At 68.7% G+C, this 20926-nt stretch carries 16 protein-coding genes and 2 pseudogenes; 13 read left to right on the top strand and 5 right to left on the bottom strand.

Annotated features, from left to right (window positions below):
- Positions 1-43: 43 nt before the first annotated feature.
- On the bottom strand, positions 44-9310 hold the full coding sequence (locus IM733_RS08905; protein ID WP_248920523.1) for a non-ribosomal peptide synthetase: 9267 nt from the start codon (positions 9308-9310) through the stop codon (positions 44-46).
- Positions 9311-9534: 224 nt separating this feature from the next.
- Between IM733_RS08905 and IM733_RS08910 the strand changes: the two genes are divergently transcribed.
- The 8 genes from IM733_RS08910 to IM733_RS08945 are packed head-to-tail and all read left to right on the top strand — an operon-like array spanning position 9535 to position 15577.
- On the top strand, positions 9535-10725 hold the full coding sequence (locus tag IM733_RS08910) for a PepSY-associated TM helix domain-containing protein (protein ID WP_248920524.1): 1191 nt from the start codon (positions 9535-9537) through the stop codon (positions 10723-10725).
- Positions 10722-11261: a thiamine pyrophosphate-binding protein gene (locus IM733_RS08915; protein WP_248920525.1), complete on the top strand. Its 540-nt coding sequence runs from the start codon at positions 10722-10724 to the stop codon at positions 11259-11261. The genes IM733_RS08910 and IM733_RS08915 overlap by 4 nt, the downstream gene beginning before the upstream one ends.
- Positions 11258-11575 (top strand): hypothetical protein, encoded by a 318-nt coding sequence (locus IM733_RS08920; protein ID WP_248920526.1) that lies wholly within the window; start codon positions 11258-11260, stop codon positions 11573-11575. Before IM733_RS08915 ends, IM733_RS08920 begins: the two co-directional genes overlap by 4 nt.
- A complete protein-coding gene (locus IM733_RS08925) occupies positions 11572-12141 on the top strand; it encodes a DUF6162 family protein (RefSeq protein ID WP_248920527.1) in 570 nt (189 codons plus the stop codon). The genes IM733_RS08920 and IM733_RS08925 overlap by 4 nt, the downstream gene beginning before the upstream one ends.
- A 16-nt stretch (positions 12142-12157) precedes the next feature.
- Positions 12158-13069: a metal ABC transporter substrate-binding protein gene (locus IM733_RS08930; protein WP_248920528.1), complete on the top strand. Its 912-nt coding sequence runs from the start codon at positions 12158-12160 to the stop codon at positions 13067-13069.
- A complete protein-coding gene (locus IM733_RS08935) occupies positions 13066-13815 on the top strand; it encodes a metal ABC transporter ATP-binding protein (RefSeq protein ID WP_248920529.1) in 750 nt (249 codons plus the stop codon). The genes IM733_RS08930 and IM733_RS08935 overlap by 4 nt, the downstream gene beginning before the upstream one ends.
- The gene (locus IM733_RS08940) at positions 13812-14711 is read left to right on the top strand and encodes a metal ABC transporter permease (protein ID WP_248920530.1); all 900 of its coding nucleotides are present in this window, start codon (positions 13812-13814) and stop codon (positions 14709-14711) included. Before IM733_RS08935 ends, IM733_RS08940 begins: the two co-directional genes overlap by 4 nt.
- A complete protein-coding gene (locus IM733_RS08945; protein WP_248920531.1) occupies positions 14708-15577 on the top strand; it encodes a metal ABC transporter solute-binding protein, Zn/Mn family in 870 nt (289 codons plus the stop codon). Before IM733_RS08940 ends, IM733_RS08945 begins: the two co-directional genes overlap by 4 nt.
- Before the next feature lie 74 nt (positions 15578-15651).
- Here the strand turns inward: IM733_RS08945 and IM733_RS08950 are convergent, their stop codons facing one another.
- Both IM733_RS08950 and IM733_RS08955 read right to left on the bottom strand, forming a co-directional pair.
- Entirely contained in the window at positions 15652-16272 is a 621-nt protein-coding gene (locus tag IM733_RS08950; protein WP_248920532.1) for a LysE family translocator, read from the bottom strand.
- A gap of 56 nt (positions 16273-16328) precedes the next feature.
- Positions 16329-16854 (bottom strand): annotated as a pseudogene (locus IM733_RS08955) (LysR substrate-binding domain-containing protein); the annotation flags it as partial.
- Between the two features lie 48 nt (positions 16855-16902).
- Here IM733_RS08955 and IM733_RS08960 point away from each other — a divergent pair.
- Both IM733_RS08960 and IM733_RS08965 read left to right on the top strand, forming a co-directional pair.
- Complete coding sequence (locus IM733_RS08960) at positions 16903-17028, top strand: hypothetical protein (RefSeq protein WP_432760400.1); 126 nt, start codon at positions 16903-16905, stop codon at positions 17026-17028.
- A gap of 35 nt (positions 17029-17063) precedes the next feature.
- Complete coding sequence (locus IM733_RS08965; protein ID WP_240067043.1) at positions 17064-17684, top strand: TetR/AcrR family transcriptional regulator; 621 nt, start codon at positions 17064-17066, stop codon at positions 17682-17684.
- A 9-nt stretch (positions 17685-17693) separates the two neighbouring features.
- Here the strand turns inward: IM733_RS08965 and IM733_RS08970 are convergent, their stop codons facing one another.
- Complete coding sequence (locus tag IM733_RS08970; RefSeq protein WP_248920533.1) at positions 17694-18596, bottom strand: LysR family transcriptional regulator; 903 nt, start codon at positions 18594-18596, stop codon at positions 17694-17696.
- A 160-nt stretch (positions 18597-18756) separates the two neighbouring features.
- Here IM733_RS08970 and IM733_RS08975 point away from each other — a divergent pair.
- The 3 genes and pseudogenes from IM733_RS08975 to IM733_RS08985 form a co-directional block, all read left to right on the top strand.
- A pseudogene (locus tag IM733_RS08975) lies at positions 18757-19239 on the top strand (MFS transporter); the annotation flags it as partial.
- Between the two features lie 130 nt (positions 19240-19369).
- Positions 19370-20032, top strand: a complete 663-nt coding sequence (locus IM733_RS08980; RefSeq protein ID WP_349292551.1) for an MFS transporter — start codon at positions 19370-19372, stop codon at positions 20030-20032.
- Positions 20022-20426 carry a nuclear transport factor 2 family protein gene (locus IM733_RS08985; RefSeq protein ID WP_248920535.1) on the top strand — a complete coding sequence of 135 codons (405 nt, stop codon included), beginning with the start codon at positions 20022-20024 and terminating at the stop codon, positions 20424-20426. Before IM733_RS08980 ends, IM733_RS08985 begins: the two co-directional genes overlap by 11 nt.
- 84 nt (positions 20427-20510) lie before the next feature.
- Here IM733_RS08985 and IM733_RS08990 read toward each other — a convergent pair whose 3' ends face one another.
- The gene (locus IM733_RS08990) at positions 20511-20777 is read right to left on the bottom strand and encodes an acyl-CoA-binding protein (RefSeq protein ID WP_248920536.1); all 267 of its coding nucleotides are present in this window, start codon (positions 20775-20777) and stop codon (positions 20511-20513) included.
- Positions 20778-20926: the final 149 nt, after the last annotated feature.

The raw sequence follows: 20926 nt of genomic DNA on the forward strand, positions 1-20926 counted from the left end.
CGGTGAAGCCGACGGCCAGGCAGGCCGCCGGCGATGACTGTGGCTACTGCAGCTCGACCCCGCGTGCGCGCCGGCGCATCGGATGCTGGGCCTTGAGCTGCGCCTGGCGCGCCTCGATGCGCGCCTGCGTGGCCGTGGCCTGGACCTGCGCGGCGTGGGCCAGCAGCTCGGCCAGCGGCGCCTCGGGCTGGGCCAGCAAGCGCTCGAACACCCCTTGCAGCTGGGCGAACAGGTCGGCCATGTCGCTGGCGGCGAACAGGCTGGCGTCGCACTTGAAGGCCGCGGTGAGGCGGTCGGCGCCGTTGACGAACTCGGCGATCAGGTCCAGCTCCGTGGCGCCCTGCCCGGCTTCGCGGCTGGTCACCTGCAAACCTTGCGGCGCCTGCATCGGCAGGCTGCCCTCCTGGTAGATGAACTTGATCGCGAACAACGGCGAACGCCCGGCCTGGCGTGGCAGGCGCAAGGCCTCGACCAAACGGTCGAAGGGCAGGTCCTGGTGGTCGGACGCGCCGATCACCACGTCGCGGCAGCGTTCCAGCCACTGCGCGCCACTGGCCTGCTCGTCCAGCTCAAGCTGCAGTACCAGTTGGTTAACGAAGAAGCCGACCATTTCTTCAACCCCAGCGTGGTTACGGTTGGCCACGTCGGTGCCCAGGCGCAGGCGGCGGCTGTCGCAACGCTGCGCCAGCACCAGCGCGAAGCCCGCCAGCAACAGCATGTACAGGGTCAGGCCACGGGCCTTGGCACAGGCGCGCAGGGCCTCGGCCAGGGGCGCCGGGAAGTCGAAGGCATGCACCTGGCAGGTGCCGCCGGCGACGCCAGGCTGGGCCGTGCCCGGCAGGCGCGTGAGGCGATGGTCGTCGCCCAGGGTGCGCTGCCAGTAGTCCAGCTGGCGGCGCAGCTGCCCGGCCTGCAGCCATTGCCGCTGCCACACGGCGAAGTCGAGATACGCCAGGCCCGGCGCCGGCAGGCTCGCCGGCGTGGCGGCGACGGCGGCGTCGTAGAGGGCGACGAACTCGCGCAGCAGGATGCCGAACGACCAGTGGTCGGCGACGATATGGTGCAAGGTCACCAGCAGCAGGTGCTGGCGGTCGGCCTGGCGCAGCAGGGCCACGCGCAGCAGCGGCCCGTTGACCAGGTCGAACGGGGCGCGGGCCTCGCGGTCCAGCGCCTCGGCCACGGCGGCCTCGCGCTGCGCCTCGGGCAGTTCGCGCAGGTCGTGCAGGGCGAACGGCAGCGTCATGTCCGGCTGCACCTGCTGCCAGCTGTCGCCGCCGTCCTGGACGTAGGTGGTGCGCAGCACCGAATGGCGCGCCAGCAGGGCCTGGAACGCCTTGCGCACCGCGTCGACATTCAACTCGCCATCGAGCTGCAAGGCCCGTGGGATGTTGTACATCGAGCTGTGCGGCTCCAGCTGCCAGAGGAACCACAGGCGTTGCTGGGCGAACGACAACGGCTGGCGCTGGCGCGGATCGAGCGCTTGCAACACGGGGGCCGGCGCGCCTTGCCCCGGCGCCTCGGCGCGCTCGACGGCGGCGGCGAACTGCGCCAGGTCGCGGGCTTCGAACAGCACCCGCAGCGGCAGGTCAAACCCCAGGGTGTGGCGCACCCGGCTGATCACCTGGGTGGCCAGCAACGAGTGGCCGCCCAGGTCGAAGAAGTTGTCCTGCAAGCCGACTGCCGGCAGTTCCAGCACCTCGCACCACAGGCGCGCGAGCAGGCATTCCAGCTCGCTGCGCGGGGCCACGTGGGCCTGTTGCAACAGGCCCGTGTCAGGCGGCGGCAGGGCCTTGCGGTCGAGCTTGCCATTGGGCGTCAGCGGCAACGCCGCCAGCACCTGCCAGTGGGCCGGCTGCATGTAGTCCGGCAGGTCGGTGGCCAGCGCCGCGCGCAGCCCTTCGCACAGCTGGGCCTGGGCCTCGCGCTCGGCCAGCGGGCCCTGGCGCGGCACCACGTAGGCCACCAGTTGCTGGCCGGACGGCCCCGGCACCGCGACCACCGCTGCCTCGGCGACCTCGCCCCGGGCCAGCAGGCGCGCTTCGATTTCTCCGGTCTCGACCCGGAAGCCACGGATCTTGACCTGGTGATCGACCCGGCCGATGTACTCCATCTGGCCGTCGGCCAGGCGCCGCACCAGGTCGCCACTGCGGTACAGGCGCGCGCCCGGCGTGCTGGCGAACGGATCCGGGACGAAGCGTTCGGCGGTCATTGAAGGTCTTGCGTGGTAGCCACGGGCCAGGGCACAACCGCCGATGTAGAGCTCGCCCACCAAACCATCCCCTTGCAACGCCAGGCCCTCGGTCAGCAGGTAGGCGCTGCGCCCGGCCACTGGCCGGCCGATCGGCGCGTAGGCCGAGGTGAAGCGGGTATCGCCTTCGGCCTCCCACAGGAACGGCGTGATCACCGTCTCGGTAGGGCCGTAGCCGTTGACGAGGTAGCGCGGCCGCAGCACTGCCTGGATCTGCTCGAAGCCTTCGCGGGGGAACGCCTCGCCGGCCACGTTGAACGAACGCACCGACGGCGCCCGCCCCTGGCCTGCGGCCAGCGCGGCCATCTGGCAGGCGTACTGGGTGGGGAAATAGACCAGGCTGGCCTGCTCGCGCTCGATCACTGCCAGCGCCTGCTCGGTGCTCCACAGCCCTTCGCCGCGCAGGATGCAACGGGCGCCGCTGATCAGCGGCAACAGCCACTGCTCGGTGCCCCAGTCGAAGTTCAACGAGGCGAAGTGCAGGAAGCGGTCGGCGCTGTCGATGCGGTAGAAACGCTGCATGGTCAGCAAGTGGCGCAGCAGCGCGCCGTGTTCGAGCGCCACGCCCTTGGGGCGCCCGGTCGAACCGGAGGTGTACAGCAGGCACAGCAGGTTGTGGCCGTCGAGCGCCACCTGCGGCGCGCCTGGGTCATCGCCCGCGCAGGCCAGTTGGTCAAGCCGCAGCAACCGCGCGTGACGCCCGGCGAGCAGGGCCTCGCCACGGGCGTCGCCCAGCACCAGGGCCACACCGCTGTCGTCGAGCATGTAGCCCAGCCGCTCGGCGGGGTATTCAGGGTCCAGCGGCACATAGGCGCCACCGGCCTTGAGGATCGCCAGCAGGCCGACGATCAGGTCGGCGCCCCGTGGCAGGGCGATACCGACCAGCACATCGGGGCCGACCCCTTCGGCCACCAGCCGGTGCGCCAGCTGGTTGGCCCGGCCGTTCAGCCAGGCGTAGCTCAGCGGCTGCCCATCGGCGACCAAGGCAATGGCATCCGGGGTACGCAGGGCCTGTACCTCGATCAGTTGGTGCAGCCAAGGCGACTGGTCATTGCCCAGCACTGCCGGCGGCATCGCCAGCAAGGCCTGGCGCGCATCGCTGGGCACCGTTTCCAGCGCCGCCAGCACCTGCGCGTCACCTTCGATGAACTGCGTCAGCAGGCATTCGAGCTGGGCCGCCAGGGCTTCCACGGACTGGCGGGTGAAGGCCGCACGCAGGTAGCTGTAGTGCACTTCCAGGCGCTCGCCCAAGGTCACCGCCAGGGTCAGCGGGTAGTGGGTGCGCTCGAGGTTGCCGACCTTGCCGAAACGCACGCCGGCCTGGGCGGACTCAGCCAGCGCGGCAGACAACGGGTAGTTCTCGAACACCAGCAGGGTGTCGAACAGCGCATCGCTGCCCTGCCCCGACCAGCGCTGAACCTCGTACAAGGGCACGTGCTCGTGCTCGCGCAAGGCCAGGTTGATGCCCTGCACCTGCTGCAGCCAGTCGCCCAGGCGCTGGGCCAGGCCGGGCCGGGCGATCACCGGCAGGGTGTTGATGAACAGGCCGATCTGCTGCTCGATGCCCGGCAACTGCGCCGGGCGCCCGGCCACGGTGGCACCGAACGCCACGCAATCCTGGCCGGTGCAGCGCTGCAACAGCAACAGCCAGGCCGCCTGCACCAGGGTGTTGACGGTGACCTTCTGCTGCCGGGCGAAGGCGCCCAGGCGCTCGCTGAAAGCTGGGGTGAAGCGCTGGTAGTGGTCGCCATGGCCGGCCTCGGCCTGTGGCGCGGGCAAGGCATCGGCGAGCCGCGTCGGGGTTTCCAGGGGCGCCAGCTGGCCGCGCCAGAACGCCTCGCTAAGCGCCAGGTCCTGGCCTTGCAGCCATTGGATGTAGTCGCGGTAGCGCCCTTGGGCCGGCGCTGGCGTTTGCCCGGCGTAGCGCTGCAGCACCTCGCCCAGCAGGCGCGAATTGCTCCAGCCGTCGAGCAGCAGGTGGTGGCAGGTCTGGATCAGGTGGTGCCGCTCCGGGCCGCTGCGCACCAGGGTCAGCCTCAACAGCGGTGGGCAATGCAGGTCGAAGCCCGCGGCACGGTCGTCCTGGGCCAACTGCACCAGGGCCTGGTCAAGGTCGTCGCGGCCGCTCCAGTCCAGCTCGCGCCAGGGCAGTTCAGCCTGGCGCACCACCATCTGCAACGGGCGCGGCAGCTCGCCCTGCCAGGCGAAACCGCTGCGCAGGATGGCGTGGGCGTCCACCGCCTGCTGCCAGGCCTGGCGCAGGCGTTGCGGTTGCAGGCCGTCGACGTCGACACGCATCTGGTTGATGTAGTCGCCACCGGCGGTTTCGTAGAGCCCGTGGAACAGCATGCCCTGCTGCATCGGCGACAGCGGGTAGAGGTCTTCCAGCTGGGTGACCGGCAGCGGCAACCCGGCCAGGCCTGCGCTGTCGAGGCCGGCCAGCGGGAAGTCCGAGGCACTGGCCTGGCCCGGCGCCTGGGCGCAGCAGTGCGCCACCAGGGCGCGCAGTTCGGCGCTGAAATCGTCGGCCAGGGCCTGGATACGCGCCGGCGCGAACATCTCGCAGCTGAAGCCCCAGCGCAGGGCCAGCTCGCCGCCGTACACCTGCCCTTCCACCGTCAGCCAGTTGGCCAGCGGCGCCCGTGGGTCCTGGGCCTGGCCGCCACTGGCGGTGGCGGGCCGCAACAGCGCCTGCTCGTCGAACTGGCGGTCGAACTGGCCCAGGTAGTTGAAGGTGACCCGAGGCTGCGGCAGTGCGGCCAGGGCCTGGCGCGTCGCGGCATCGCCCAGGTGGCGCAGCAGGCCGTGGCCGAGGCCCTTGTCCGGCACCGCGCGCAACTGCTCCTTGACCGCGATGATCGCCGCGCCCGGCTCATCACCCGGCACCAGCAGCAAGGGGTGCAGGCTGGTGAACCAGCCGATGCTGCGCGACAGGTCGAGGCCGTCGAACAGCTCCTCGCGGCCATGCCCCTCCAGCTCGATCAGCGCGCCGGGTGCTGCTGTCCAACGGCACAGCACGCGGGCCAGGGCGGTCAGCAGCAGGTCATTGACTTGAGTCCGGTAGGCCGCCGGGGCCACCTGCAGCAGTTCACGGGTGAGCTGCGCGTCAAAGCGGCTTTCGATCTTCTGTTCGTGGCGGTTTTCCAAGGCGCCGGCGCGGTTGTCGCAAGGCAGCTCGGCCACTGGCGCCGCCTGCAACTGTGCCTGCCACCACGGCAGTTGGCCGCTGAAGCGGGGCACTGCCTCGTGCAACTGGCGGGCCCAGGCCTGGTAGCTGCTGCCGCGCAGCGGCAGGTGCGCCGGCTGGCCGGCCAGCAACTGGCGGTACAGCTGCTGCAAGTCATCGAGCAGCACGCGCCAGGACACGCCATCGACCACCAGGTGGTGCAGCACCAGCAGCAATTGCTGGCGGCCCTCGGGCAGGGTCAGCAACATCACCCGCAACAGCGGGCCGGCAGCCAGATCGAGGCTGCGCTGGGCCGCTTCGCAGTGGGCCAGGGCTTCGGCGTCATGCTGTGCCTGGCGCAGCCAGAGCACCTCGCCGGCCTGTTCGGCGTAGTGCTGGCGCCAGCCTTGCGCGCCTTCGACGAAGCGCAGGCGCAGGCTGTCATGGTGCGCCAGCAGGTGCGCCAGCGCCGTGGCCAGCAGGCCGGCGTCCAGCGGCGCCTGGGCGTCGAGCAGCAGCGACTGGTTCCAGTGCCCACGGGCCGGAATCGCCTGGTCGAAGAACCAGTGCTGGATCGGCGTCAACGGCACCTCGCCGCTGGCCGGCCCCTGCGCCACCAGTGTGTGCGCCTGCCCGGCGACCTGGGCCAGGCCACGGATGGTCTGGAACTGGAAGATATCCTTGGGGGTCAGCGCCAGGCCCGCCTCGCGGGCGCGGCTGACCACCTGCATGGAGACGATCGAATCGCCCCCCAGCTCGAAGAAATTGTCCAGCGCCCCCACCTGCTCCAGCCCCAGCAGCGCCTGCCAGATCTGCGCCAGGGCCTGCTCACGCGCACCACTGGGCGGCACGTGCTCACGCTGCGCCTGCACCGCGTCCGGCGCCGGCAGGGCCTTGCGGTCGAGCTTGCCGTTGGGGGTCAGCGGCAGGCGCGCGAGGAACAGCATCGCGGCCGGCACCATGTAGTCGGGCAAGTGCTCGCCCAGGGCGGCGCGCAGGGTGCCACGCAGGGTGTCCTGCGCGGCGGCATTCTCGACCAGCTGGGCGTCGACCGGCACCACATAGGCCACCAACTGGCGACCACTGGGCCCGTCCGGGGCCAGCACCGCCACTTCATGAACACTGGCCTGCGCCTGCAAGCGCGCCTCGATCTCGCCCAGCTCGATACGGAAACCGCGCACCTTGACCTGGTGGTCGATGCGGCCGATGTACTCCAGCTCGCCGCCTTCGCGGTAGCGCACCAGGTCGCCGGTGCGGTACAGGCGGCCACCGTCGCCGGCGAAGGGGTCGGGCACGAAGCGCTCGGCGGTCAGCGCCGGGCGCCCCAGGTAGCCCCGGGTGATGCCGGCGCCGGCCAGGTACAGCTCGGCGCCGCAACCCTGGGGCAGCGGCTGCAGCTGGCTGTCCAGCAGGTAGGCGGCGGTGTGCGGCAGTGGCCGGCCGATACTGGCGCGGCCACCGGCCTGGCGGCGGGTCCAGGTCGAATAGGTGGTGTCCTCGGAGGGGCCGTACAGGTCGTAGACATGTTCGAGCCCCGGCAGTGCGTACAGCTCATCGACCAGGCGCTGCTTGAGCGGCTCGCCGGCCAGGTTGACGATGCGCACGCCGGCAGGCAGTTGCCCGCCGCGCAGCAGCGCGGCGATCGCCGACGGCACGCTGTTGACCAGGCGCACCAGGTCGCGCGCCGGCAGCTCGGGCAGCTCCAGGGCGTTGCGCGCCAGAACGATGTAGCCACCGGCCGCCAAGGTGACGAACAGCTCCCACACCGACAGGTCGAAGCAGATCGAGGTGGAGGCCAACACCCCTTGGATATCCTCGTCGCGGTAGACCTGGCGCGACCAGTGCAGCAGGGCCAGGACGTTGCGGTGGGTGATAGCCACGCCTTTCGGGCGGCCGGTGGAGCCGGAGGTGTAGATCACGTAGGCCAGGTTCTGCGCCGAGGCGCGGTTGGCCGGTGGCTCGGCCGGCCAGGCCGCCAGGGCCTGCTCGTCGGCGTCCACCACCAGCACCTCGCAACCGTCGTGCAACCCCAGGCGCTCGGCGACCTCGCCGTCGCTGAGCAGCAGGCGCGCAGCACTGTCTTCAAGCATGTAGGCCACCCGCTCGGCCGGGTAGTCCGGGTCCAGCGGCACATAGGCGCCACCGGCCTTGAACACCGCCAGCAGCGCCACCACCAGTTGCGGCGTGCGCGGCAGCGCCACCCCGACCCGCACCTCCGGCCCCACGCCCGCGGCGACCAGGCGCTGGGCCAGGCGGTTGGCCCAGCGGTCGAGCTCGGCATGACTGTAGCGGCGCTCGCCGTGCACCAGCGCCAAGGCCTCGGGCCGTACCTCGGCCTGCCGGGTGATGCACTGGTCGATGCGCGACAGGCTGTCGTAGCCGCCACCTGCCGGGTTCCACGCATGCAACTGACGCTCAAGCTCCACCTCGCCCAGCATCGGCAGCCGCGCAACGGCCTGGCTCGGGTCGGCGACCATCGCCCGCAGCAGGTTGAGCCAGTGCTCGGCCATGCGCGCGATGGTCTCGGGGGTGAACAGTTCGTCGGCGTAAGTCAACGCCGCGTGCAGCCGGCCGCCCTTCTCCCAGGTGTCCAGGCTCAGGTCGAACTGGGTGGTGCGCCCTTCCCACTCGATCACCCCGAAACGAATGCCGGATTCGGTCTGCAGGGCCGTCAGGTCGGTGACCAGCGGCTGGTGGTTGTACATCACCTGGAACAGCGGGTTGTGCGCCAGGCTGCGCTCAAGCTTCAGCGCCTCGACCAGGCGTTCGAACGGCAGCTCCTGATGCGCCTGGGCGCCCAGGGCGGTGTCACGCACCTGGGCGATCAGTTGCGCGACGCTGGTCTCCGCGTCCACCTGGCAGCGCAGCACCTGGGTATTGACGAAGAAACCAATCAGCCCTTCGACCTCGGCGCGGTTGCGGTTGGCGATGGGCACGCCGACGCGCAGGTCGGCCTGGCCGCTGTAGCGATAGAGCAAGGCGTTGAACGCCGCCAGCAGGACCATGAACAGGCTGGCCTGGTGCTGCTGGGCGAAGCTGCGCAGCTGCTCGGCCAGCGCCGCGTCGATGGCGAAGCCATGGCGCGTGCCACGATGGCTGGGTGTGGCCGGGCGCGGGAAATCGATAGGCAGCTCCAGCACCGGGTGCTCGTCACCCAGGGCGGCCTGCCAGTAGTCAAGCTGGCGCGCCTGCTCGCCGGCCTCGAGCCAGGCACGCTGCCACAACGCGTAGTCGGCGTACTGCAACGGCAAGGGCGCCAGTGGCATGGCCTGGCCACGGGCGAAGGCGTCGTAGCAGCGAATGAACTCGTCGATCAGCACATTCATCGACCAGCCATCGGAGACGATGTGGTGCAGGGTCAGCAGCAGCACGTGGCGCTGCGCCTCCAGTTGCAGCAGGCGCACCCGCCACAGCGGCCCCTGCCGCAGGTCGAACGGCTCGCGCGCCTGGGCCTGGGCCCGCTCGCGCACGGTGGCCTCGCGGGCTGCCGGGTCGAGCGCGCGCAAGTCCTCGAACACCACCTGCATTGGCTGCGCCGCCGGCACCTGCTGCAACCCGCGCTCGCCATCCAGATGGAACGCGCTAGACAGCGTCTGGTGGCGCTCGCCCAGGCACGCCAGGGCCTGTTCCATGGCCGCGCGGTCCAACGGCCCGTCCAGCGCCACCGCGCCGGGCAGGTTGTAGGCCGCGCCCTCGGGCTCCAACTGCCAGAGGAACCACATGCGCTGCTGGGCATAGGACGGCAGGCCGCGCTCGGGCGCCTGCACATCGGCGACAAGGGGGAACTGGGCGAAATCGACCTGCTCCCGGGCCAATGCCTGCAAGAAGATCCTGCGCTTTTGCGGCGGCAATTCAAGGAATCGGCGGGCAAGGTTGCGGGCGTCTTGTGCATTCATCGGCGGTCATCCGTAAAGAGGGGCAACGAGCGGGACAGCTCGGTCGTCCATGGGAAACGGATGGCAAAGGGGGAAAATTAACCCGCGCCGGCACGGCCCGCCGGTCGCCTTGAAACATTTTCTTTCATTTAAACAGACGGGTTTCTCATTCTCATCCGTCCTATCTAATGCAGCCCTCCAGGTTGAGCCGTGACTCGACCCCAATATTTCCAGTAGAACGACCGATGGCCCGACAACCGAAAAAATCCAAGTCCAAACTGTGGTTCCTGGTGCACAGCTGGCTTGCCCTGCCGATCTGGTTCTTCGTCCTGATCGTCTGCTTCACCGGCATGCTCGCGGTGGTCAGCCAGGAGATCGTCTGGCTCGCCAACCCCGACGTGCGCGCCAGCAAGCCCGACGACACCGCCGAACGCCTGAGCTTCCAGCAGGTACTCGACGCCCTGCACCAGGCCGAGCCGGACATGGCCGTGCGCTTTCTCAACCAGCCCGACGGCTCGCACTTCGCCCTCAACGCCGGGGTAACCTTCCCCGACGGCAGCTCGCCGACCCTGTACGTCAACCCCTACACCGGCGCCATCCAGGGCAAGAGCCCGGACTTCAACTTCGAGGCTTTCACCCGCGCCCTGCACGGCTGGTGGCTGGTGCCCTTCACCAACGGCTACAGCTGGGGCTGGTACCTGGTCTCGCTGCTGGGCCTGCCGATGCTGGCCTCGCTGGTGACCGGGCTGGTGGTGTACAAGAAGTTCTGGAAGGGCTTCTTCAAGCTGCCCCGGCGCAACCATGGCCCGCGCATTTTCTGGGGCGACCTGCACCGCCTGGTGGGCGTGTGGTCGATCTGGTTCGTCGCCACCATCTCGATCACCGGCACCTGGTTCCTGATCCAGGCGGTGCTGGGTGACAACCACATCAGCATTACCACCGAGCCCGTGGTGCCGGTCATCGTCCGCGAACAGGTGCCGCTCACCGCGGACGGCTCGCCGGCCCCGCGTATCGACCTGGACGAGGCCACGCGCATTGCCCAGGCCAGCATCCCGGGCCTGGACGTGAGCTTCATCTCGGTACCCGCCACCGCCTACAGCCATGTCAGCCTGGGTGGGCGCAGCTGGTACCCGCTGATGATCCAGACCGCCGCGGTCAACCCCTACACCCGCGCCGTCGACAGCCAGTTCCTGCTCGGCGACCGCTCGCCCCTGGAGTTCGTCACCGAGTCCATGCGCCCGCTGCACACCGGCGACTTCGGTGGCCTGCCGATCAAGCTGATCTGGGCGTTCTTCGGTTTGCTGCTGTCGCTGATGGTGTTCAGCGGCCTGCTGATCTGGACCAAGCGTACCGCCCAGGCCACCGCGGCGGCGCTCAAGCGTGAGGAGCGCCCGCGCAAGGCGCATGCGGCCAGCGTATTGGAGGCCAAGCCATGAACCAGGCCCAGGCATTACCGCACGGCCCGCTCAAGCGCTTGTGGCTGAAATGGCGCTTCCACCTGAACATCCTGCTGCTGCTCATCCCGCTGGGGTTCATGCCCAAGTACTTCGCCGACGCCAGGCTGATCCGCGGCGACAGCGGCCTGGGCGCGAACCCGATCAGCGCCATCCAGGTCGGCCCCTACAGCCTGGACCTGGCCGAGCTGCGCGACGAGGCCCCGCGCGCCGATGGCCCGGCCGGTTACTTCAAGGTGTTCAACGCGGCCTTGTGCAAGGCCTGCATCGGCCCGGTCAAGGCCGTCTACCTGCGCATCGGCAAGCCGCGCAGCCTGCGCGCCGCCGGCACGCTGTTCTTCGGCGCGCCGTATCGCATGGGCACCTCGCTGCCGATTCCGCCGCGCACCCCCGCCGACGCGCAGATCTGGATCACCATCGAAGGCTGGGACGGCAGCATGCACCAAGGCTCGGTGGCCTTGGCCAAGGCATCGCCGGCCACCGCGGCCTGGCTCGCGAAACAAGGAGGCAAACCATGAAACACCTGATGCGCAGGCTCGCCCTGCCGCTGCTGCTGGGCAGCGCCCTGCCAGCCCTGGCGCACAACCCGATGTGCGAGTGCACCGAAACCGGCGAGCAGATCACCTGCAAAGGCGGTTTCTCCGACGGCAGCGGCGCGCCCGGGGTGACCCTGGACGTGATCGGCTACGACGAGCAGGTGCTGGTGGCCAGCAAGCTCGGTGACGACTCCACCCTGACCTTCAAGCGCCCCGACGGTGAGTTCTACGTGCTGTTCGACGCCGGCCCCGGCCACGTGGTGGAAGTCGACCATGCCGATATCGGTGCGCCATGAGCCGCGCCCAGGTGGTGCGCCCGGCCGGCGCCGGGCATGAAACCCTGTATGTGCTGCTGGCCGCCGTGCTGATCCTGATGGTCGCCGCGACGGTGGTGAGCCTGCGTGGCGCGCGCGAGGACGAAGTGACCATCGCCGCCCACCAGCTCGACGCCCGGCGCGACCTCAACGCCGCCGAGCAAGGTATCCACACCGACCTGTGGGTGGCCGTCGAAGAGATCCGCCTGTTAAGCGAGGAAACCGGCGCCGCGCCCGCCGTCGAGGCCCTGGCCGAGGAAGGCCTGCCGCCCTTCGTTATCGATGCCAGCCAGCAAAGCCGTGGCCAGCACCAGTGGTCGAAGCTCGCCAGCGGCGCCTACCTCGGCCGCAGCCAGGACGCCCAGGTGGCCGGCAGCTTCCTGCTGATCCCGCCCCAGGCCGAAGGCGCGCAGCCCGATATCTGGCTACGCCGCGACAGCAGCGCCCTGGCCCCCGACGACCTGGGCCGCGACGCGCTGATCGCCGCCGGCTGGCAACAGGTGGTCACCCACTACGACGCCGGGGTCACCCGCCAACACCGTCACTGAACCGAAGGACTCGCCCATGCTCCGCTTCGCCCACCGCGCCCTGGCGCTGCTGCTGGCCTGCACCCTGCCGGCCCTGGCCCTTGCCGACAACGGCAAGCCCCTGCGCATCGGCATCACCCTGCACCCCTACTACAGCTACGTGAGCAATATCGTCGGCGACAAGGCCGAGGTGGTGCCGCTGATCCCGGCCGGCTTCAACCCCCACGCCTACGAGCCGCGCGCCGAAGACATCAAGCGCATCGGCAGCCTGGATGTGATCGTACTCAACGGCGTCGGCCACGACGACTTCGCCGACCGCATGATCGCCGCCAGCGAAAAACCCGACATCAAGACCATCGAGTCCAACGCCAACGTGCCGCTGCTGGCCGCCACCGGCATCGCCGCGCGCGGTGCTGGCAAGGTGGTCAACCCGCACACCTTCCTGTCGATCAGCGCCACCATCGCCCAGGTCAACAACATCGCCCGCGAGCTGGGCAAGCTCGACCCGGACAACGCCAAGTTCTACACCCAGAACGCCCGGGCCTACGCCAAGCGCCTGCGTGCCCTGCGCGCCGAGGCCCTGGCCAAGGTCACCCAGGCGCCGGACACGACCTTGCGCGTCGCCACCATCCACGCCGCCTACGACTACCTGGTGCGCGACTTCGGCCTAGAGGTCACGGCGGTGGTGGAGCCGGCCCACGGTATCGAACCCAGCCCGGCGCAGTTGAAGAAGACCATCGACCAGCTCAAGGCCCTGGACGTAAAAGTGATCTTCTCGGAGATGGACTTCCCGTCCGCCTACGTCGACACCATCCACCGTGAGTCCGGCGTGCGCATCTACCCGCTCACGCACATCTCCTACGGCGAATACACCCAGGAGAAGTACGAGGTGGAGATGAAGCGCAACCTCGACACCGTGGTCCAGGCCATCCAGGAGAACCGCGCGTGACCGCCGCCGCCAACCTCACTGCCGCCAGCGGGCCGCGCATCGACTTCGACGGCATCGACCTCACCCTCGGCCGCACGCGCATTCTCGAACAGGTGCGTTTCAGCGTCGCCCCCGGTAGCGTGCACGCCATCGTCGGCCCCAACGGCGGCGGCAAGAGTTCGTTGATCAAGACCCTGCTCGGGCAGATGCCGCACCAGGGCCAGCTGACCCTGCACTGGCCAGGCGAGCGCGAGGTGATCGGCTACGTGCCCCAGGCCCTGGAGTTCGACCGTGGCCTGCCGATGACCGTCGATGACTTCATGGCCGCCATGTGCCAGCGGCGCCCGGCGTTCCTCGGCCTGGCCCGGCGCGCGCGGCCGGCCATCGACGCGGCGCTGGCGCGGGTGGGCATGCTCGACAAGCGCAAGCGGCGCATGGGCGCCCTGTCCGGCGGCGAGCGCCAGCGGGTGCTGCTGGCCCAGGGGCTGATCCCCGAGCCGCAACTGCTGGTGCTCGACGAGCCGATGTCGGCCCTCGACGAGGCCGGCATCCAGGTGTTCGAGCACCTGCTGCACGGCTGGCGCCAGGCCGGCACCACCGTGCTGTGGATCGAGCACGACCTGGAAGCGGTGCTGCGCCTGGCCGACCGGGTCACCGGGCTGAACCGCCAGGTGCTGTTCGACGCCCCACCGGCCCAGGCCCTGACGCCCGAGCGCCTGCTCGGGCTGTTCTCCGTCCACCCGCGCAGCGAGGGCCTTGCCCAATGAGTTTCGACACCTTCCGCGAAACGGTCCAGGCATGGGCCAGCGCAGGCTACCTGCCGGAGGCGCTGGCCTATGGCTTCGTGGTCAACGCCCTGCTCGCCGGCCTGATGATCGGCCCGGTGCTGGGCGGGCTGGGCACCCTGGTGGTGGTCAAGCGCTTCGCCTTCTTCTCCGAAGCGGTGGGCCATGCCGCGCTCACCGGCGTGGCCATCGGCATCCTGCTCGGTGAGCCCTACACCGGCCCCTATGGCAGCCTGTTCGGCTACTGCCTGTTGTTCGGCATCCTGCTCAACTTCCTGCGCAACCGCACTGGGCTGTCACCAGACACGCTGATCGGCGTGTTCCTCTCGGTGTCCCTGGCGCTGGGCGCGAGCCTGCTGCTTATGCTGGCTGGCAAGATCAACGTGCACATCCTCGAGAACGTGCTGTTCGGCTCGGTGCTCACCGTCAGCGGCCACGACCTGCTGGTGCTGGGCATCGTCGCGGTGCTGGTGCTGGCCCTGGCCCTGCCGCTGTACAACCGCATCATGCTGGCCAGCTTCAACCCGCAGCTGGCGGCGGTGCGCGGGGTGGCGGTGAAGACCCTGGACTACCTGTTCGTGGTGCTGGTGACCCTGGTGACCGTGGCCTCGGTGAAGGTCATCGGGGCGATCCTGGTGGGTGCCCTGCTGGTGATCCCGGCCGCCGCGGCGCGGTTGGTGAGCCAGTCGCTGAAGGGGTTCTTCTTCATCTCGGTGCTGATCGCCACCCTGAGCACCCTGTTGGGGATCCTGCTGCCGATCGTGTTTGACCTGCCAGTGCCTTCAGGTGCGGCGATCATCCTGGTGGCCGGTATCTGCTTCGCCCTCGCCGCCCTGGCCCGCGCCCTCGTCCCCCGCCTGCAAGGAAACCCGGCATGACCCTCAAGCACCTGACCCTGGCCGCGCTCCTGGCCGGCCTGCCCACCCTGTCCAGCGCCACCCAGGTGCTGACCACCCTGCCGGTGACCCACAGCCTGGCGCTCGGCCTGCTCGACGGCACTGCCGTCAAGCTCGAGCGCGCGGCGCCGGCCAACCTGCCCGCCAGCCGCCAACCGTCGTACTTCAGCGGCCGTGGCGGCGCCAGCCTGCACAAGGCCGCGCAGCAGGCCGACGCAGTGATCGGCGTGCGCTCGATCTGGCGCGACGACCCGCTCTACCCCATGGCCCGACGCAGCAATATCCGCATCGTCGAGATCGACGCGGCGCGGCCGGTGGATGGCGCGCTGCCCGGAATCGCGGTCAAGGGCGAGGAAGCGTTCGGCGCCTACCCCTGGCTCAACCCGACCAACCTCGGGCGCATGGCCGACGTGGTGGCCAACGACCTGGAGCGCCTGGCGCCCACTGAAAAGGCGAAGATCCAGGCCAACCTGGCCGGCCTCAAGCGGCAGATGCTGGAACTGACCGCCAGCAGCCAGGCGCGCCTGGCCGAGGTGGACAACCTCAGCGTGGTCAGCCTGTCCGAACGGCTGGGCTACCTGGCCAGTGGGTTGAACCTCGATGTGGTCGAGCAGCCGTTGCCAGCCGATGACCGCTGGGATGATGCGGCGCTCAAGGCGTTGCGTGACAATCTGAAGGCCCAGGATGTGGCGCTGGTGCTGCACCATCGCCAGCCGGACGCCAAGGTGGCCGAGGCGATCCAGGCGGCCGGGGTGAAGCTGGTGGTGGTCGAAAGCGATCCGGAGGATACCGTGGCGGGGCTCAAGGCCAGTGTCGAGCAGGTGATCCAGGCGCTGGTGCAGGGTTGATTGCACCGCCCATTCGCCGGCAAGGCCGGCTCCTACCGCGATCCAGGTAGGAGCCGGCTTGCCGGCGAACCGACCTACCGCCGACTAAAGGCCAGGCGCACCGCAAACAACACGAACACCACCCCAGTCACCCGATCCATCCACTTCACCACCCGCCCCTGACGCAGCACTGCGGCCAGCGGTTGGGTCGCGGCGATCAGCGCCACCGCCCAGAGCAACCCGAGCAGCACATGGATGCCGACCAGGCCGAAGGTCCACGGCACCAGCGCCTGCCCCTGGGGGATGAACTGCGGCAGGAACGACACGTAGAAGATCCCCACCTTGGGGTTGAGCAGGTTGCCCAGCAGGCCCTTGACGAACCAGTTGGCTCCCGGCTTGCCCTGGGCGTCGGCGCTGGCCACCGACTGGCGTGGGCGCAGCAGCATGTTCAGGCCCAGGTATGCCAGGTAGGCAGCGCCGCAGTACTTGAGTACGTCATAGGCCAGCGTCGACACCGCGATCAGCGCCCCCAGCCCGAAGGCCACCGCCGCGCCCCATAGCAGGCAGCCGGCGTTGATGCCCAACGCCGCGCGCATGGCTTGTCGGCGGTTCTCCACCGCGGCGGTGCGCAGGATCAGCGCGGTGTCCAGGCCTGGGGTGATAGTGAGCAGGGTCGCGGCCAAGGTGAAGGCGATCAGGTTGTCGGCGAAGGGCATGGCGGGGTGGCCTCGGCAGGGGAATGACGAACGTTAGCAGGGCGGCGGCCTTTCCCTCAACGCGTCTGATGGGGGCAACGGGCAATCAGCTCACGCAACCAGCGGTGCCCCGGATCACGATGCACCCGCTCCGGCCAAAGCATCAGCATCTCGAACCCGGCGACCGCCAGCCAGCACCGAAGCCAGCAGCATGAAGTGCGGCACCGACAGCACCACCTTGCGCGCCAGCCCCTGCTCGGCCAGCGCCGCATCGGTCGGCCCAGCGAAACCCCCGCCATCGGGCGAGACGATCACCTGTTCCAGTGCGCAGAACTGCGCCAGGCTCGGCCGGCGCTTCAAGCGCGGGTGGTCGACACGCCCGACCAACACATAACGCTCATGGAACAGCGAACGCTGGCGCAACCCGGCCGGCGCCTGCTCGGCGATATGGAAGGCCAGGTCGATCTCGCCCTGCTCGGCCTGGCGCGACAACGTGCCGGGCACCAGGTCGAGCACCGCCAGGCGCGTGCCCGGCGCCTCGCTGCGCAAGGTGGCCAGCGCCGGTTGCAGCAAGGTCGAGGCGGTGCTCGACGCCGCCGACAACACCGCCATGCCGCCGCCTGCGCGGCACTGGAGCAGCGCCTGGACGGTTTGTGGCACGACGCCCCGATCCCCTTCCGCCGGCAGAATGGCGGCGATTACCTGATCCCGGCGCTGACCCTGCGCGAAGACCTCGCCCCCGGCGAGCAAGGGCTCGGTATCCACCTGCAAAGCTGATAGCCTTGGGCGGTCCCTGCCGCTTCGGACCGCCCATGGCCAACCACAAGATCGAGATCCGCCGCCGCAACATCGAGAAGATCCTGCTCGCCGCCGAGCAGGTATTCGCCGAGAAAGGCTACGGCGGCACATCGATGGGCGATATCGCCGAACTGGCGCAACTGCCGCGCTCCAACCTGCACTACTACTTCAGCACCAAGGATGAGCTGTACCGCGCGGTGCTGCAGGACCTGCTGGATGTCTGGAAACAGGACGCGCTGTGCTTCGAGCGCTTCGACGACCCTCGCGTGGTGCTGACCAGCTATATCCGCGCCAAGATGGGCCACTCGCGCTCGCGGCCACTGGGCTCGAAGATCTGGGCCGAGGAGATGCTGCACGGCGCGCCGCTGCTGGGAGCAAGCCTGGATGAGTCGCTGGTGCCCTGGGCCAAGCTCAAGGAATCGAAGATCCGTGCCTGGGTTGAAGACCAGCGCATCCTGCCGATCGAGCCTTCGGCGTTGCTCTACATGATCTGGGCCTCGACCCAGCACTATGCCGACTTCGGCTACCAGGTGACGTTGCTCAACGGCGGCGAAGCGCTGTCGGATGCGGCGTTCGAAAGCGCGGTGCAGACAGTGACCGGTGTCATCCTGCGCGGGATCGGGCTGGAGCCCTGAACCGCACGCTCAGCGGCCCAGGTGCTCGCAGAGAAAATCGATGAACACCCGCGTGCGCTGCGGCACATGGCTGCCGTTCGGGTACACCACGCTGATCGGCTGCTTCGGCAGGCTGTAGTCGGGCAGCACCCGCTGCAAGCTGCCATTGGCCAGGTCCTGCTCGATCAACCAGGCCGGCAGCACGGCGACACCCAGGGAGGCCAAGGCCATTGCCCGGACTCCCTGCGCGGCGTTGGACTGGTAGGCCGCAACGCCCCCCACACTCACGTTTTCGCCGCCGGCCGACAGCAGCGTCCAGCGCGTCGGGCTGTGCAGGTTGCTGTTGGCAATCCAGGGCACACCCGCCAGGTCATCGGGTTTGCCGAGCGCGTGCCTGCCGAGAAAGTCCGGCGAGGCGACCAGCACGATGGCGTATTCATCCAGCGTGCGACTGCGCAGGTTCGAGTCCGGCAGCGTGCCGAGGCGCACTACCAGGTCGAGGCGTTCGGCGATCAGGTCGCTGAGGGAAGAGTCGGTTTCATAGCTGAGCGACAGCGCCGGGTAGCGCGCGGCGAATGCCGGCAGCAGCGGCAGGATGAAGCGCTCGCCATATTCGGCCGTGGTGCTGATGCGCAGGCGCCCCGCCACGCCGTTGTGCCGTTGCATGACATTGTCGAAGGCGCTTTCGACATCGCTGACGATCACCTTGAAGTCGTCGTAGAACGCCTGGCCGGCTTCGGTCAGGGCGATGGCGCGGGTGCTGCGCAGCAGCAGGGTCACCGCCAGCGCTTCTTCCAATGCCTTGATGTGCTGGCTGACCATGGCCTTGCTGATGCCCAGGGTGTCGGCGGCCTTGGTGAACGAGCCGGCATCGACCACGGCGAGGAAGGTCTGCACCCGGTTGAGCTGGGTGTGAAGGGCCGTGCGCGGCATTGTTCAGTTCCATCAAACAGAGTTTCAAGGGTAGCGACATCGACACGGAGCGTCCATGCCACCTAGGCTGCGCGCCGAACAAGGAGTGCCGATGACCTACCGATACCGCGTGGCGACTGTTTTCCTGATGGGGTTCTTCATCGACTGCATCAATATCTTCATGCCGGCTGTGGCCCTGCCACGGATCACGGCTGAATTCGCCATCGCCAGTGCCAGCAGTGCCTGGGTGGGCAACGCCTACATCCTCGGGCTGACACTGGTGATGCCGGTCAGCACCTGGCTGGCGGGGCGTTGCGGCACGAGATGGCTGTTGGCGCTGTCGATGCTGGCGTTCGCCGTGGCCGCCTGGGGCTGTGGCCAGGCCGATTCGTTCTCGGCGTTGGTCGCCTGGCGCTTCGTCCAGGGCCTGGCGGGCGGCCTGCTGATCCCCGTGGGCCAGGCGCTGACCTTCAACCTGTTCCAGGGCCCGCAGCGTGCCCGTGTCTCGACGCTGGTGATGGCCGTGGCGCTGATCGCCCCGGCGCTGTCGCCTACCTTGGGTGGGCTGATCGTCGATGGCGGCAACTGGCCCTGGGTGTTCCAGGCGAATATCCCCCTCGCGTTGCTGACGGCCGGGTTGGCCTGGTGGTGGATTCGCGAGGCGCCCGGCACGGCAGTACCCCCCGGACTTCAAAGGGCTGCTGCTGGTCAGCGGCACCCTCGCCTGCCTGCTGCTGGGCCTGTCGCTTTACGGCGCCGGTCACCCGGCCTGGTTGGCACTGGCGTGCCTGGCAATGGGTTTGACATGCGCGCTGCTGTATCAGCGTCACTACCCGCGTTCGCGGCACGGCATCGTCGAGCTGAAGCTGCTGGCCAACCCACGGTTGCAGGTGTCGATGCTGGTCTACCACGCGATCCCGGGCGTGTTCACCGGGGTGAACCTGCTGAACATCTTCTATTTGCAGGAAGTGTTGAGCCTGAGTGCCCGGGCCACCGGGATGTTCATGATCGTCTATGCCGTTGGCGCCTTCGCCGCCATGCTGCTGGTCGGTCGGGTCTACAACCAGGTCGGGGCGCGGCGCTTGTTGCTGCTTGGGATGCTCCTGCACAGCTTGGGTATCGCCCTGCTGGTGCTGGTCGACAGCGCCACCGATACCGCCCTGCTGATCGCCGCCTATGGCCTGATGGGCATCGGTGGTGGCCTTGGCGCCAACACCGCGCAGGCCACCGCGCTGATCGATTTCGCCGGCGAGCAGACCCACCAGGCCAGTGTGCTGTGGAACCTCAACCGGCAGATGGCGTTCAGCTTCGGCGCGGCGCTGTTGCTGATGATCTGCGACCTGCTGCCGCCTGCAAATGCCTATCACCTGACCTTCGCCCTGGCGGCACTGCTCGGGCTGCTACCCCTCACACAACTACGCACACTGCCCCAGGAGAACCGCCACGATGCTCGATAACACCCAAGCCCACGCAGCACACAGCATCCATCACGTCCATGTATTGATCCAGAAGGTCTTCACCCGCCCAGCCGCCGAGACCCAGGCAACGCTCGTGGAATTGATGGCGGTGTTCGCCGACGACTTCAGCATGGTTGGCACGGCCGGCAGCGTATTCGATCGTCAGCAGGTAGAGCAGTTGTTCCACCGCGCGGCCGGAGCCCGGCCGGGGCTCGAGATCGTCGTCAGCGATGTGCGGGTGGTCTGGCAGGCGGGGGAAAATGTGGCCGTGCGCTACAAGGAGACACATTGGTTGCAGGAGGTGGAGCAGGCCCGCTGGTCATTGGCGATCATCGAGTGCAGCGACCAGGCCGTGACATGGCACTGCCTGCATGAAACAGCAATACCACAGTGACCTGGCTCCTCCTGTAGGAGCCGGCTTTGCCGGCGAACACCGGCAAGGCCGGTGCCACCCACCGCGCAGCCTTCGCCCTGAAGGTCAGTCTCGAACCAGGTCGGCCAGGCGAAGGTACAACCACATTGCAGCGTCTTTGGGCGTTCCCTTCAGCGCCCCCCAACCGCGCCTCTTGATGTCGTCCTCATAGCTACAACTGACGGCCAGGGCCTCGGCCTTATCGTGGTCGCCGCACGTCGCCTGCTGATGAAGCGTCCAAAGCAATACCCGAACTTCCAACGGTGGGCTGGTGCGAAGCTGCTTCAGCCTGCGCTCGGTCTCCAGGAATCTTGCCTCCAGATCGTCGCGCATCATGACGCTCCTCACCTATCGCCGATTGCCGAAGGAGCGCGTCACCTGCGAGGTAGCTGAGATCGGAGCCACCAGATCCGCGGATATGAAAAGACGACGCCCCAATGCAAGCAGACTGCTTGCATTCCCATGGAGCGTCTACTGACAGA

Origin of the sequence: Pseudomonas entomophila (assembly GCF_023277925.1) — a bacterium.
Classification (GTDB): Bacteria; Pseudomonadota; Gammaproteobacteria; order Pseudomonadales; family Pseudomonadaceae; genus Aquipseudomonas; species Aquipseudomonas entomophila_D.

Excerpts from the sequence above, each read along its gene's own strand:
- IM733_RS08985 (WP_248920535.1), top strand. The coding sequence starts at position 20,022 with ATGCTCGATAACACCCAAGCCCACGCAGCACACAGCATCCATCACGTC.
- IM733_RS08940 (WP_248920530.1), top strand. The coding sequence starts at position 13,812 with ATGAGTTTCGACACCTTCCGCGAAACGGTCCAGGCATGGGCCAGCGCA.
- IM733_RS08990 (WP_248920536.1), bottom strand. The coding sequence starts at position 20,777 with ATGCGCGACGATCTGGAGGCAAGATTCCTGGAGACCGAGCGCAGGCTG.
- IM733_RS08930 (WP_248920528.1), top strand. The coding sequence starts at position 12,158 with ATGCTCCGCTTCGCCCACCGCGCCCTGGCGCTGCTGCTGGCCTGCACC.
- IM733_RS08915 (WP_248920525.1), top strand. The coding sequence starts at position 10,722 with ATGAACCAGGCCCAGGCATTACCGCACGGCCCGCTCAAGCGCTTGTGG.
- IM733_RS08920 (WP_248920526.1), top strand. The coding sequence starts at position 11,258 with ATGAAACACCTGATGCGCAGGCTCGCCCTGCCGCTGCTGCTGGGCAGC.
- IM733_RS08905 (WP_248920523.1), bottom strand. The coding sequence starts at position 9,310 with ATGAATGCACAAGACGCCCGCAACCTTGCCCGCCGATTCCTTGAATTG.
- IM733_RS08980 (WP_349292551.1), top strand. The coding sequence starts at position 19,370 with ATGGGTTTGACATGCGCGCTGCTGTATCAGCGTCACTACCCGCGTTCG.
- IM733_RS08965 (WP_240067043.1), top strand. The coding sequence starts at position 17,064 with ATGGCCAACCACAAGATCGAGATCCGCCGCCGCAACATCGAGAAGATC.
- IM733_RS08925 (WP_248920527.1), top strand. The coding sequence starts at position 11,572 with ATGAGCCGCGCCCAGGTGGTGCGCCCGGCCGGCGCCGGGCATGAAACC.
- IM733_RS08970 (WP_248920533.1), bottom strand. The coding sequence starts at position 18,596 with ATGCCGCGCACGGCCCTTCACACCCAGCTCAACCGGGTGCAGACCTTC.
- IM733_RS08945 (WP_248920531.1), top strand. The coding sequence starts at position 14,708 with ATGACCCTCAAGCACCTGACCCTGGCCGCGCTCCTGGCCGGCCTGCCC.
- IM733_RS08910 (WP_248920524.1), top strand. The coding sequence starts at position 9,535 with ATGGCCCGACAACCGAAAAAATCCAAGTCCAAACTGTGGTTCCTGGTG.
- IM733_RS08950 (WP_248920532.1), bottom strand. The coding sequence starts at position 16,272 with ATGCCCTTCGCCGACAACCTGATCGCCTTCACCTTGGCCGCGACCCTG.